Origin of the sequence: Nonomuraea sp. NPDC049625, assembly GCF_040675285.1 — a bacterium.
GTDB classification, from domain to species: domain Bacteria; phylum Actinomycetota; class Actinomycetes; order Streptosporangiales; family Streptosporangiaceae; genus Nonomuraea; species Nonomuraea angiospora_A.
In genome coordinates this window covers 96,800-110,538 of record NZ_JBFAOQ010000002.1, presented here as the reverse complement: position 1 = coordinate 110,538, position 13,739 = coordinate 96,800, and the positions used below count along the sequence as shown (strand labels likewise).

Below are 13,739 nucleotides of genomic sequence, written 5' to 3'. Positions count from 1 at the left end.
TGCTCCGATCAGGTCACTCCGCCGTAGCCGCGCCGGACGATTCCCGTCTCGTACGCCAGCACCACGATCTGCAGCAACTCCGCGGCGCGCGGGCAGCGGACCAGCACCGCGTCCGTCCCAGCCCGCTCGATCAGGTCGGCCACGGAGATCTCCGCCAGCAGCCGCCCCCGGCCGATGATCACGAGTTGCCGCGCCGTCAGCGCCATCTCGCTCATCAGGTGGCTGGACACCAGCACGGTGCGCCCCTCGTCGGCCAGCGACCGCAGCAGGGTGCGCACCCACAGCACCCCGTCGGGGTCGAGCCCGTTGACCGGCTCGTCCATGATCACCACCGACGGGTCCCCGAGCAGCGCCGCCGCGACCCCGAGCCGCCGCCGCATGCCCAGCGAGAACCCGCCCACCCGCCGCCCCGCCACCGAGGACAGCCCCGCCGGCTCGAGCACTTCCATGACCCGGGCGGGCGCGATCCCATGCGTGCGGGCCAGGGCCAGCAGGTGCTGGTACGCCGTGCGGCCCCCGTGCGCCGGCGTGACCTCCATCAGCGCCCCGACCTGCCGGAGCGGGTCGGGGTGTGCGGCGTAGGGCCGGCCGTTGACGGTCGCGGCCCCGGCGCTGGGCCGGTGCAGCCCCAGGATGACGCGCATGGTGGTGGACTTGCCCGCGCCGTTGGGGCCGAGGAACCCGGTCACCTGGCCGGGCCGTACCGTGAAGGACAGATCGCGTACGGCGGTGACGCCGCCGTACCGCTTGGTGAGCTCCCGTACCTCGATCATGCCTTCGACGCTAGAAGAGGGCCCTTCGGCGGACGACCGACCAGAGGCTGAACCCCGAGACCCCGGATCTCCGCCGGAAGTCGGGCCCGTTCCGCTCACAGCAGCAGCGCCAGGCCGCCGATCGTGTAGCAGACCATGAGGACGAACAGCGGGATCTGGCCCGCGACCGCGCGGCCGGGCGGCAGGAGGCGGACGGAGCGGTCGTGGGCGGCCACCACCCCCACCACGTGGCCGACCACGATGGCCAGCACCTGGACGACGGCGATCGTGGCGGGTTCGACGGCGTTCGGGTCGGGCTGGGAGGCCACGCCGAGCGCCAGGAGGAGGCCGTGCCGGCCCTCGATGACCAGGAGGGAGAAGTAGTGGGCGATGAGATAACCGGTGGCGATCGGCACCAGCGAGTGGGCGAAGCGGGCGGTCAGCCCTCTGGTGCCGCCGATCAGTCCGGCCGCGCTGAGGCAGGCGGCGTACAGGAGGGCCACCCCCGCGACGGCGGCCAGCAGGCCGAGCGTGCCGAGCCCGGTGCGGCCGAGCGGGCCTGACTGGAGGGCGTTCACCCAGGCGGGGGTGCCGGAGAAGCCGTCGTACGCGGTGCCGCCGAGCAGGACGCAGACGGTGGCGACCAGGCCGGGGGCGGGCTGGATGGCGTCGAGGCCGTCGAAGGGGCTGCGCAGGACGCGGTCGCCGTTCGCCTTTCTGCCGAGGGGTGACAGGTGGCCGATGAGGGTCGAGTACACCTCGAACGGGTCGCCGCGTTCCAGCCAGGCGTGGCCGTAGACCAGGGTGCCCGCGAGCTGGGTGGACGCGTACAGGGCGCAGAAGGTCAGCAGCGTGAGCGGGGCCGCGGGCTCGGGGGCGACCAGCTCCGTCCAGGTGAACGCGAGCAGTCCCGCGGCGGCGGGCCAGTAGCCGAGCCCGCGCGGGAGCGGGCGCCGGGGCCGGTCGGGCAGCAGCCGGAACGGGCTCAGCGCCCGCCACACCGGGCCGAACAGCAGCGACGCCGGGACCAGACCCACCCAGAAGAGCACATACACCAGGTACGGCCCCGCGTTCCCGTCCGCGGGACCCGCCACGAGCCGGCCGATCGTGTAGACGGCGAGGACAAGGGTCAGCACGCGCGCCGGGCGGCCGGGCAGGCGCAACGGGATCACCAGGCCCGCCCGGTCGCCGCGGAAACGGGAGTCGGCCCAGAGCAGCCCGAGCGCCAGGAACGAGACGACGAGCGCCGCGAAAGCGCCCGCGTAGGCGTAGAAGAGCGGGATCGGCAGGTCGCCGCGGGTACCGATCCCGTGCGCGAGGACCCCCGCCGTCACCGGACCGCCAGTTGCGTGAGGACCAGCTTGCTCCTGTGGGTCTCCACCTCGAACACCCCGGTCAGGCCGGCCGTGAAGCGCACGGTCACGGGCACCCCCGGCCGCAGCTCGGCCTCGATGTCGTAGCCGTGAACGTGCAGCTCGTCGGCCACGTCGCTGGTCACCGTGATGCTGACCTGCCGGCCCTTGGCCACCTCCAGCCAGCCCGGCGGCGGGCTCACCTGGCCGCGGGCGACGGTGATCACGGCGTACGCCTGCCCGCTCGGCGCCGCCGTGGCCACCTCGTGGCTGTTGCCCGGATTGTGGTGGGTCTCCGACAGCGGCCCGCACGCCGTGACGAGCCAGCCCGCCAGCACGCACCCGGCCATGCGGACGGATCCGCTCACGCGCTCACCTCGGCCTCGGCGGGCGTCTCCCGCGCGGTGCCCCTGCGCCGCGGCGCCAGCACCACGACCGCGCAGAGCACCCAGAGCCCGGTCAGCAGCCCTCGGATCCACCCCGGCCCCAGCGGGACGACGGGGATCAGGTACACCAGCCGGTCGAAGGCGTCGGCGCAGGCCAGCAGCCCCACCACGATCGTGAGCAGGCCGAACGCCGGCCGCCTGCCCCGCAGGGCCGCACCCAGGCAGAGCCACCACGCCCCCATGAGCAGCAGCGCGGCCCCGGCCTGCGACGTGCTGTCCACGGCCGCCGCCACCACGTCGAGCACGAGCCCGGCGGCCCCGGCGACGCTCCCGGCCACGACCAGCCGATGCCGGCGCCGGACGATCGCCGTCACCGCGGGCGCCACGCCGTTCCCCGACCGGCCGTCGCCGCCGTGCCGCCGCGCGCCGCGCCGCGAACGCCACCAGAACAGCCCCAGCAGTAGCCCGAGCACCGCCGAGCCGCCGAGGGCGAGCTGCGTCTCCACCTTGCCGAGCCCCGAGGCGCCGAACCAGTCGCAGCCGGTCGGCAGGCGGGCCTGCGAGGCGCTGAAGTCCGCGCACAGGTACAGCTTGATCAGCTTCACGGGCTCGGCCAGCAGGCGGTTCGCGCCGCCAGACAGCGCGGGCGCCGTGGCGGCGCAGACCGGCAGGACGGCGGGCGACGACGCGCCCGTGTCCCCCTGCCAGCAGTTGCCGGTGCCCTGACCGTCCCACCACACGTCCAGCCCGTTGGGCCGCCGCTCGCCCGTCGGGCTCACGCCGAACACGTTGCCCTCGTAGCGGTTGTAGTCGGAGGTGTCGGCCTGCTTGGCCAGGTCGTTCTCGCCCCTGATGAACGCGGGCACCCCGAACAGGTGGAAGGCCGCCCGCCGATGGCCCCAGACGCGGTTGTTCCTGAAGACGTTGTAGTTGCCGCCCGCGACCAGGATGCCCGTCCCCGCGGGCACGCCCACCTGCGAGCACACCACGCCCCGCTCGTAGCCGCGTTCGGCCGGGGGTTTGGCGCAGGTGCCGTCGCGGGTGTAGCGGTAGTAGTCGCGGTTGTTGTCGTAGATCTTGTTGTTCTCGAACTTGGCGTGGTTCTGCGGCAGCCCGGGGTGCGAGGGCCAGAGGCTGTCCATCGTGGCGCCGACCATGTTGTCGTAGAACTCGTTGTCGTGCACCCACATCGAGTCGCCCGCGGTGCCCGAGTAGCCGAGCGCGTTGTCGTGGCTCCTGCAGCGGCGGATCTCGATGGCGTACCTGGGGACGTCGTGGCCGCGGCCGTCGTTCAGGTTGGAGGCGCTGCCCGGGTAGAGGCCGCCGTCGCCGTTCCCGTACGCCTCGCAGTCGGTGTACAGGCCGTGGTCGCTGGCGAAGGTGAGGAAGCCGTACTCGTCGTTCCAGCGGGTGAGGACGCGGTCGATGACGAAACCGTCGGTTTCGAGCACGTACAGGGAGTTGAACGTGGTGCGCTGGGCGGTGAAGTTCCGGAAGTAGATGCCATTGGTACGGTCGGCGCGGACGGCGTTGAGCTTGCGGTACTCCGCGTCGATCACGACGTCGAGCGGATCGGCTCCGGTGCCCTCGATCTGCAGGTCCTTCTTGCCGAGGATGGCGACGAGGTTCTGGTTGTGGGGGCACTGACGCTGCTGCTCGAAGGAGAGGATCTGGTAGCCCCACGTGGACCATCGGGCGGGGAGCTGGGCGCAGGCGCCGGTGGGGGCGGGCTGGCTGGGTTCCTCGCGGTAGAGTCCGGGGAGAATGGCGATCGTCATTCCGGGGCGGTCGACCTGGTCGACGGCTTCTTGGAGGTGCCTAACCCCTTTTTGCTGACATTTCGCGAAAAGGTCGAGGTTGCGGGCTTTGAGCTCATCCGGAAATTTCGCGATTCGACGCTCGAAGTCGGCTTTATCCGTCTTGCACACCAGCAGATCCGGCTCCCCGGGCCGCAGCACCGGCACCGTCCCCGTACCATCAGGCAGCGTCACCGGACGCTCCTCATGGGCGAAAGCGGTGCCGCCGGATAACAGCAGACCTGACGTGAGCACGACGATTGTCGCGATTTTTCGCATGGGGGGCATGGCCGCGAGATTAGAACAATGCTCACGTTCTGCCTAGGCCAGAACGATCACCTACGGACCCCCGTTGCCACAAACCCACATAAGGCAAAGCCCGGCGGGGGCGGCGCTAACACGCCCCCGCCGGGAGTCATCACCCCGAGGTCCCATGCCTCCGAAAACGGCACTCGCGCCATCATCCGAAGGACACGGCACAGGCCCGGGACATGCGCAGGTGGCCGCCGCCTGCCGTCAGGGGGCCATTCCCGCCAGCGCCACGTCCACGACGCGTTCGGCGAGATCCACGTCGAGGTCACCGGCCGGACCCCACTTGGTGAACCAGAGCATGGTGCCGGTGAGAACGGCCATGCCCATCGAGACGTCCAGGTCGGCGCGGAGCTCGCCGTTGGCGATGCCACGCTCGATCACCGCGCGCATCGCCTGCCTCCGGGGCTCGATGGCCCGCTTCATGAACCGGTCCATCAACTGCGGATACCGATCGGCCTCGCTCATGGCGATCTTCATCACGCAGCGGTTGCGGGCCACACCCGACTCGCTGCGCATCGCGTCGAGCAGGGAGATCAGGTCGTCACGCACCGACGTACCGGTGAGCGACGGCACCGGGGCCTTGAGCGTGGCGAGGGCGTCGACGACCAGGTCCTCCTTGTTGGACCAGCGCCGATAGATCGTCGTCTTGCCGACACCCGCCCTCGACGCGATGGCCTCGATGGACAGATCGGAGACGCCCATGCCCTCGCCGATCAGATCGAGGGTGGCCTCGATGATCGCCTTCTCGGCCTTCTCGCTACGCGGACGCCCCGCCGGACGGGCAGTCCCTGATTCCTGGATCGTCATCGCTGCCTCACACTACAGCTGGTTCTTTCTGTTCCGCCTGCGAGACCGGGCGCGTCTTGCCCGGCATCCACTTCGCCACCACCGCGACGCCGACCAGCGCGATCACCGCCGACACCAGCGCCGTCACGTGCATGCCGTCGACGAACGCGGCGAACGCGGGCTTGATCAGCGCCTGGCCCCTCTCGCCGAGCGCCTGGGCGACGCCCATCGTCTGCACGATCGACTCGCCCGCGGTGTGCTGGACGTCGGCGGGCAGGCCGGCCAGCGAGGGCGTGATCTCGCCGCGGTAGTTGGACGACAGCACCGAGCCGAGCACGGCCACGCCGAGCGCGCCGGCGACCTGGCGGACGGTGTTGCTCATGGCCGAGCCGACGCCGGCCTTCTCCCTGGGCAGCGACTCCATGATGGCGGTGGTCGCGGGCGGCATGATGTTCGCCATCGCGGCGCCCTGGACGAAGAAGATGACCTCGATCAGCACGATCGACGTGTCCTGGTCCATGAGCGCGTAGCTGGCCAGGGCCGCCGTCACCACGATCATGCTCACGGTGGCCGACAGCTTGGCGCCGAACCGCTCGTTCACCCGCTGGCTGAGCGGCGCGAAGATGAGCTGCGCGGCGGCGAACGGGATCATCAGCGCCCCCGCCTGCACCGGCGAGAAGCCCAGCACGGTCTGCAGGTAGAAGGTCAGGAAGAACATCCCGCCCATCATCGCGAAGAAGACGATGCCCATCATGCCGATGGCCGAGCTGAAGCGGACGTTGCCGAAGTTGCGGACGTCGAAGATGGGGTGGTCGATGCGCCGCTCCCACCACACGAACGCACCCAGCACCACCAGCCCGAACAGCGTCGGCACCAGGACCTCCGCGCTGAAGACGGTGCCGAGGCCGCCGCCGCGGATGATGCCGTACACCACGGCCACCAACCCGATGATCGACAGCAGCACACCGACCGGGTCCAGCCTGGACGGCTTCGGGTCACGCGACTCCGGTACGAGGGTCGCGATGAGGATCATGGCGATGATCACGATCGGCACGTTGATCAGGAAGACCGAGCCCCACCAGAAGTGCTGGATCAGCAGACCACCCGTGATCGGCCCGATCGCCACCGCGAGACCCACACCACCGGCCCACACGCCGATCGCCTTGCCCCGCTCACCGGGCGGGAAGACGTTGGAGATGATCGCCAGGGTGGCCGGCATGATCGCCGCCCCGCCAATGCCCATCGCCGCCCTCGCCAGGATCAACTGCATCGGATCCTGCGAGTAGGCGCTGGCGAGCGAGGCCAGGCCGAACAGCGCCATGCCGATGAACAACATCCGCTTGCGCCCTGTTCGGTCGCCGATCACCCCGAACGTGAACAGCAACCCGGCGAACACCAGCGTGTAGGAGTTGATCGCCCATTCCAGCTCGCTCTGCGTCGCCCCCAAGCCGACCGTCTTGTCGGCGATGGTCTTCATCGCCACGTTGAGGATGGTGTTGTCCAGCACGACGGCCAGCAGGCTGAACACCAGCACGCCGAGGATCCCCCATCGGCGTGGATGGCCCGCGTTCGGGTCCACTACTACGTCTCTCACGAAGAGCCCCCCAATTTCGATACGTACGAGTTTCGCAACGACACCGTATCGCAAGCTATTCCGATACGCAACGGTCCCGTTTCGTAAACCCTGGGTTAACTCTCGCCAACGCTCGCGAGCCGAGGTGCTGACCGCGGTCGGCCGCCGCTTCGGGATCATCCCCGCCCAGCTGTCTCCCGCTCTCTCCGGCCATCTCCGGCTGTCCTCGCTCCTGCCGCCGGCAAGGAAGCGCGCCCAAGCCCTCGGCTGCGGCGACAGCCGGCGCCCGCGGGCGCCGGCTGTGACCGCCGGAGCACTACGGCCGCATCACCACGCACCCATCCCCCACACCACCGCGCGGCCCCGGGCTGCTGTCGTCCGACGCGATGGCGTACCCGACTCGGTGCCAGCGGGCGCGTGAAGCAACTGGCCGTCGTGTTCTCAGGCCGCCGCGCGAGCCGCCGACGATCATCCGTCCCCCGCGCCGCCACGCCCCGGTCGGAGGACCACCGGCCGTCGGCTTTAGAAGCCGCCGATCGCCGGGGCCCTGCTGGTCACCGGCTCAAGGGGCCTCGGCTGGTGCTGGAGTGGGCTCGGCGAGGGTCGAAGGCGGCGAGGCCGACGGGGTCTGGGTGGAGGTTGGGAGGGGGTCGGCGGGGCGGCGGGGCCAGAAGGGGGCGGCGGCGAGCACCATGGCCACTCCCACCAGGCCCGCGAGCACGAACGCCCACGTCGGCCCGCTTGCGTCGATCACGGCGCCCGCGATGGGGGCCGAGCTCGCTCCGCCGATCAGCAGGGCCGTGCCGTGGAAGCCCATCGCCTCGCCTCGCGCCGCGGCGGGCACCCACCGGGAGAGCACGTCGACCGTGGCCGACAGTGCCGGCGCGCAGAGGAGGCCTGCCGGGAGGAGCATCACGACCAGCCATTGCCAGCTGCTCACCAGGCTGACCGGGATCGTGAGCAGGCCCATGGAGGCGATGAGCACCAAGGGTGAGAAGCCACGTGACAGCCCGCCGTACACGAAGCCGCCGATCAGGGAGTAAACGCACCAGATGGCGACGGCGAGGCCGACCCACTGGGTCTGGCCGGCGTTGTTCATGGTCGCGATCAGGGACAGCTCCGTGGCCGTGAGCACGAACGTGGCCGCCGCCGCCGTCCCGAGCAACGCCACGAACCCGGGCGTCAGCCACTGCCGCCTGGACACCTTGATCGACTGCGCCTCGAGCTCGTCGGGCGATCGGGTGGGCGGATTGAGCATGAACATGCCCAGGCCCGCCGCCGCCGTGGCGACTCCGATGATCGTCATCGTCACCCTGCTGTCCAGCGTCGTCAGCCCGGCCACCGCGAGAGCGGGACCGGCCATGTACGCCAGCTCGACCAGCATGGAGTCGAGCGCGAACGCGCTGCGCCGCTGGGAGACCGGCACCATGGCGGCCAGGCACTGCCTGGTCACGCTGAACACCGGCAACGCCAGCAGCCCCGCCACCGCCGCCGTCCCGATCAGGGCCGGGAACGGCAGTGCCCACGCACACGCCCAGAACACCGCCTGCGCCACGGTCGTGACCATGACCACAGGACGTAACCCGTGCTTGTCGACGAACCTCCCCGACAACGGCGAGCCGATCGCCATGCCGATGGTGTTGGCCATGGTGACCAGCCCCGCCTTGCCGTAGCCCAGGTCGAGCGCCATGGCCACGTGCAGGGTGAGCGTCATCCCCATGGCTGTGGACGGAACCCGCGCCAGCAGCCCCATCAGCAGCAACGCGGGAACGCCCGGAATCTTGACCAGTCGTCGGTAAGGGGCGAGAGCCATGTCGTTTCAACCTCCGCGCTGATTCTCGCAAGTGGCACCGACAGTTTCGCCACAGGTTTTTCGGCACGTGACAGCGCGTGCCATCATCGGAAGAGTCCGGGGACGCCACTGGGGCGCCTCGAGACGTTTCTGGAGGGTTCACACATGTCCTCTTCAACCACGCTGTACGGGGGCGTCTCCGGGCGCCGGGTCACCGTTCGCGACCTCACCGCCGCCAAGGAGCGCGGAGAGCGGTGGCCCATGGTCACCGCCTACGACGCGATGACGGCCAGGGTCTTCGACGACGCGGGCATCCCCGTTCTGCTGGTGGGCGACTCGGCGGCCATGGTCGTCTACGGGTACGACTCCACGCTGCCCGTCACGGTCGACGACCTCCTGCCCCTGACGGCGGCCGTGGTGCGCGGCTCGTCCCGGGCGCTGGTGGTCGCGGATCTGCCGTTCGGGTCGTACCAGTCCTCACCTCAGCAGGCGCTGGAGTCGGCCGCGCGCTTCATGAAGGAGGCCGGGGCGCACGCCGTCAAGCTGGAGGGCGGCCGCCGGGTCGTCCCGCAGGTGGAAGCGCTGGTCTCGGCCGGTGTCCCGGTCATGGCCCACCTCGGGCTGACCCCGCAGTCGGTGAACGTCCTGGGCGGCTACCGCGTTCAAGGGCGCGGCCAATCGGGCGACGAGCTCATGGCGGACGCCAAGGACCTGGAACGGGCGGGGGCGTTCTCGGTGGTGCTCGAATGCGTGCCGGCGGATCTGGCGGAGCGGGTGACGGCGTCGCTGACGATCCCCACCATCGGCATCGGCGCGGGCGCCGGGACGGACGCGCAGGTTCTGGTGTGGCAGGACCTGATGGGGCTCACGCCGCGTCCCGCCCGGTTCGTCAAGCGCTACGCGGACCTGGCCACCGAGATGGATCGCGCCGTCCGCGCCTTCGCCGCCGACGTGACTGCGGGCGCCTTCCCGGCTGCTGAGCACACGTACAACTGACGGCGGCCCGACGACACGCCCCCTACTCGGCGGTACGGCCGCCTGCGACGGCATGACCACTGAGGTCGCCACCGCTACTGGGCTGCTGTTCCGAGCGCGCGGATTCTGGGCCGTGGGTCCAGATCCGCGCTGCGGGGCACACGCGTCAGGCGACGGGGCTCAGGCCCGGCGTCGAAGGGCTCGGGCGCGGCGTGAGACGACGCCGCGCCCGTCCGCTGGGCACAGGGCGGCGCCGCGTTCGTCGCCGGGGATCAGGCGACGCCGCCTTCGGCGCTGGGCACGGGGCAGTGCCGCGTCCCAACGCTGGGCATGAGGTGGGGGAGGTGGTCAGGGGGTGAGGGTGCCGGGGTCGGTGTTGGAGCCGCACAGCACCACGGCCACCCGCTCCCCCGGAGCCGGCGTGTACGCGCCCGACAGCAGCGCGGCGTACGCCGTCGCGCCCGCGGGCTCGGCCGCCACCCGGTGACGGGCCCAGAGGGTACGCCGGGCCTCCACGATCGCCTCGTCGGTCACCAGCACGCTCTCCACCCGAGGTGAGGACAGGACCTCGAACGCGATGGTGCCGATCTTGGTGGCGCCCAGCGCGTCGGCGGCCACCCCGCTCACCTCGACGGGCACCGGGTGTCCCGCGCGCAGCGCCTCGTGGAGGGTCGGGATCCGCTCGGGCTCGACCGCGATGATCCGCGGCCCGGAGCCGGGCGTCACAGCAGAGCCACGGGCCGGAGCGGAGCCGGGCGCCACACCAGAGCCGGACGTCACAGCAGAGCCGGAGGTGCCGAGGGTGATGCCGGCGGCGAAGCCGCCCCCGCCGACGGCGACCACCACCGTGTCCACGCCACCCGTCTGCTCGACGATCTCCAGCCCCGTGGTCCCCTGCCCCGCCACCACCTCAGCCTGGTCGTACGCGTGCACCGCCAACGCCCCCGTCTCCGCGGCCCGCTTGGCGGCGGCCTCGGCGGCCTCCGAGTAGATGGCCCCGGTCTGCGTGATGTGGGCCCCCAGCGCATCGAGCCCGGCGACCTTCACCGGGCTCGTCACCTCGGGCACGAAGATCTCCGCCCGCACCCCCAGGACCCGCGCCGCGTAGGCGACGGCCAGCCCGTGGTTGCCGCCGCTGGCGGCGATCACCCCGCTGGGCGGCAGCTCGCCCGCCGACAGCATCCGGTTGAAGGCCCCGCGGACCTTGAACGACCCCGAATGCTGCAGCAGCTCCAGCTTGAAGAAGACGCCGGGCGAGACCTCCAGCACCGGCGTACGCAGCACGAGCCCATCGATACGACTGGCCGCCGCCAGCACATCCGAGTAATCCACACAGGCCACTATGCCAGCGCCTGCGCCACGTCGGCCCACAGGTCCTCGGGGTGCTCGATGCCCACGGCGATGCGTACGGTGCCCTCGCCGATCCCGTGCCTGGCCAGCTCCCCGGCGCTGAGCGAGCGGTGGGACGTCGTCGCCGGATGCATGACGAGCGTCTCCACACCGCCCAGCGACGGGGCGAGGAGCATGAGGCGTACGGAGCTCATGAACCTCTCCCCCGCCGCCCGCCCGCCGGCGAGGTCGAACGAGAGCACCCCGCCGAAGTCGGACAGCAGCTTCCCGGCCAGCTCGTGGGAGGGATGCGTGGCCAGGCCCGGCCAGTGCACGGCGGTGACGGCGGGGTGGGAGGCCAGGCGGGTGGCGAGGAGGCGGGCGTTGGAGCAGTGGCGTTCCATGCGCAGGGCGAGGGTCTGCAGCCCCCGCAGCGACAGCCAGGCGGCGAAGGGGTCGGCGGAGGCGCCCAGTTCGATCGCGAAGTGCCAGACCTTCTCGTAGAGCTCGGTGGAGGCGAAGACGGCGAGCCCGCCCACCACGTCGGTATGCCCGGACAGGTACTTGGTGGTGGAGTGTACGACGATGTCCGCCCCGTGCTCGATGGGCCGGCAGAGCAGGGCCGTGGCGAACGTGTTGTCCACCACGGACACGATCCCCAGCTCGCGGGCCGCCGCGCACATCCCCGGCAGGTCGGCGACCAGCGTCATCGGGTTGCTGATCGTCTCCAGGTAGACGAGCCGGGTCTCCGGGCGGACGGCGGCGCGCAGGGCGGCGGGGTCGTTCTCGGGCACGTACGTCACCGTGATCCCGAACCTGCCCACCAGGTCGTTGATCATGGCGGCGGTCCCGCCGTACAGGGACTTCTGCGCGATGAGGTGGTCGCCGGGCTTGAGCAGGCCGAGCAGGACGGTGTTGATCGCGCCCATGCCCGAGCCCGTGGCGACGGCCCCCACCCCGCCCTCCAGCCCGGAGACGGCCTCCTCCAGGGAGCGGACGGTGGGGTTGGTGTAGCGCCCGTACACGAACGGCCCGTCGGCCCGCCCCATGGCGTCGGCCATCACGGCGGGATCGTCGAAGACGAATCCGGAGGTCTGGTAGATCGGCACGGTGATCGGCCGGCTGCCCTCGATGACGGGCTGTGGCACGTGAACGGTGCGCGTCTCGGGGCGGAGCTCAGAGGGATGAGAATCGGTCATGCGTCAAGGATCGCCCGCGAAACGGTCCGGCATCAGAGCCAATCCGGCAGAATTGGTCCATGAATGGGGCCAATCTCGCCGACGGCGACCTCGTCGATCTCCTGGGCCGCTGGGCGTCGGGCCGCGGCCCGCTCTACCTGCTGCTCGCGGCCCGGCTGCGGGCGCTCATCGACGACGGCGTGCTGCCGCCGGACCGGGCGCTCCCGCCGGACCGGGTGCTGGCCAAGCGGCTCGCGGTGGGCCGGGGCACCGTGGTCGCCGCGTACGACCTGCTGCAGCAGGAGGGCCGCGTGGTGCGCCGCCAGGGCAGCGGCACCCGGGTGGCCGCGCTCGACCTGCCCGCGACGCGCGCCGCCGACGGCGTGCCGACCAATCCGCTCCTGCTCCACATCCTGCACCCGCCGGACGGCGTGCAGCTCCTGACGTGCGCCGCGCCGGACGACATGCCTGCGGCGATGTTCGAGGCGTACGAGGAGGCGGGCGCGCGGCTGGCCGGCACCCGCGACCTGGGCTACCAGCCCGCGGGCAACCCGGCCCTGCGTGCCGCGCTGGCCGCCTACTACACCGGCCGCGGCGTGCCGACGACGGCCGAGGAGATCATGGTGACGACGGGCGCCCAGCAGGCGCTCACCCTGCTCACCGGGCTGCTGGTGGCCCCCGGCGACACCGTGCTGACCGAGGCGCCGACGTACCCGGGGGCGCTGGAGGTGTTCCGGCACGCCGCCGCCGTCGTCCGGCCCGGGACGGCGGAGGACCTGCGCGAACGCCCCGCACTGGCCTATTTCGTCCCCACCAGCCGCAACCCGGACGGCGCGGTCATGGACACCCCGGCCCGCCGGCGGCTGGCCGCGCTGGCCGCCGAGCACGACGTGCCGCTGATCGACGACGAGGTGTGCGCCGAGCTCTGCTTCACGGGCGAGACGCCGCCGCCGCTGGCGTCGTTCGAGCGGGGGGAGCACCTCATCACCGTCGGCTCGCTGAGCAAGCTCGTCTGGGGCGGGCTGCGGGTCGGGTGGATCCGCGCGCCGGCTCCGCTGGTGTCGCGGCTGGCCAGGCTGCGGGCCGTGCTCGACCTCGGGGGCGAGGTCTTCAGCCAGCTGGCCGCCGTCGCGCTGCTGCGCCGCCTGGAGGAGGTACGGGCGGCGCGCGTGCGCACGTTGCGCCGGCGCCACGACCACCTGTGCGCGGAACTGCGCGAACGGCTGCCGTCGTGGGAGTTCGAGCCCGCGCTCGGCGGCCAGACCATCTGGGTACGGATCCCGCACGGCGACGTGGACTCCTTCGCCCAGGTGGCGCTCAGGCACGGGGTCGCGGTGCCGCCGGGGAGATCGTTCGACCCGCTGGGCGGGCACGCCGACCGCATGCGCCTGCACTTCCTGTTCCCCGAGGACGAGCTTTCGCGAGCGGTGAACAACCTGGCCGTGGCCTGGGCGTTCTTCGACGGCACCGATCGCCCGGTGTCCCGGCACACCCTCGTGGTCTGACAG

Annotated in this window: 11 protein-coding genes; 2 read left to right on the top strand and 9 right to left on the bottom strand. The window is 71.5% G+C overall.

The features are described 5' to 3' along the window. Positions 1-8: 8 nt before the first annotated feature. The 7 genes from AB0J87_RS07845 to AB0J87_RS07815 form a co-directional block, all read right to left on the bottom strand. Entirely contained in the window at positions 9-773 is a 765-nt protein-coding gene (locus AB0J87_RS07845; protein WP_363963294.1) for an ATP-binding cassette domain-containing protein, read from the bottom strand. Between the two features lie 95 nt (positions 774-868). Next, complete coding sequence (locus AB0J87_RS07840; RefSeq protein ID WP_363963292.1) at positions 869-2,086, bottom strand: hypothetical protein; 1,218 nt, start codon at positions 2,084-2,086, stop codon at positions 869-871. After that, positions 2,083-2,472: a hypothetical protein gene (locus tag AB0J87_RS07835; RefSeq protein WP_363963290.1), complete on the bottom strand. Its 390-nt coding sequence runs from the start codon at positions 2,470-2,472 to the stop codon at positions 2,083-2,085. Before AB0J87_RS07835 ends, AB0J87_RS07840 begins: the two co-directional genes overlap by 4 nt. Further along, positions 2,469-4,268: a right-handed parallel beta-helix repeat-containing protein gene (locus tag AB0J87_RS07830; protein WP_363963288.1), complete on the bottom strand. Its 1,800-nt coding sequence runs from the start codon at positions 4,266-4,268 to the stop codon at positions 2,469-2,471. The genes AB0J87_RS07835 and AB0J87_RS07830 overlap by 4 nt, the downstream gene beginning before the upstream one ends. 534 nt (positions 4,269-4,802) lie before the next feature. Next, complete coding sequence (locus tag AB0J87_RS07825; protein ID WP_355206266.1) at positions 4,803-5,405, bottom strand: TetR/AcrR family transcriptional regulator; 603 nt, start codon at positions 5,403-5,405, stop codon at positions 4,803-4,805. Positions 5,406-5,412: 7 nt separating this feature from the next. Continuing rightward, positions 5,413-6,978 (bottom strand): MFS transporter, encoded by a 1,566-nt coding sequence (locus tag AB0J87_RS07820; RefSeq protein ID WP_363963285.1) that lies wholly within the window; start codon positions 6,976-6,978, stop codon positions 5,413-5,415. A 541-nt stretch (positions 6,979-7,519) separates the two neighbouring features. After that, positions 7,520-8,770: an MFS transporter gene (locus AB0J87_RS07815; RefSeq protein WP_363963283.1), complete on the bottom strand. Its 1,251-nt coding sequence runs from the start codon at positions 8,768-8,770 to the stop codon at positions 7,520-7,522. Positions 8,771-8,914: 144 nt separating this feature from the next. On the opposite strand from AB0J87_RS07815, the gene panB reads away from it, so the two are divergent. Next, positions 8,915-9,745 carry a 3-methyl-2-oxobutanoate hydroxymethyltransferase gene (gene panB / locus AB0J87_RS07810; RefSeq protein ID WP_363963281.1) on the top strand — a complete coding sequence of 277 codons (831 nt, stop codon included), beginning with the start codon at positions 8,915-8,917 and terminating at the stop codon, positions 9,743-9,745. A 327-nt stretch (positions 9,746-10,072) separates the two neighbouring features. On the opposite strand, the gene AB0J87_RS07805 is transcribed toward panB, so the two are convergent. Next, positions 10,073-11,056, bottom strand: a complete 984-nt coding sequence (locus AB0J87_RS07805; protein ID WP_363963279.1) for a pyridoxal-phosphate dependent enzyme — start codon at positions 11,054-11,056, stop codon at positions 10,073-10,075. 8 nt (positions 11,057-11,064) lie between these two features. Further along, positions 11,065-12,252 (bottom strand): aminotransferase class I/II-fold pyridoxal phosphate-dependent enzyme, encoded by a 1,188-nt coding sequence (locus tag AB0J87_RS07800; protein WP_350728728.1) that lies wholly within the window; start codon positions 12,250-12,252, stop codon positions 11,065-11,067. 59 nt (positions 12,253-12,311) lie between these two features. Here AB0J87_RS07800 and AB0J87_RS07795 point away from each other — a divergent pair, with 59 nt between their 5' ends. Continuing rightward, positions 12,312-13,736 carry a PLP-dependent aminotransferase family protein gene (locus AB0J87_RS07795; protein WP_363963277.1) on the top strand — a complete coding sequence of 475 codons (1,425 nt, stop codon included), beginning with the start codon at positions 12,312-12,314 and terminating at the stop codon, positions 13,734-13,736. Positions 13,737-13,739: the final 3 nt, after the last annotated feature.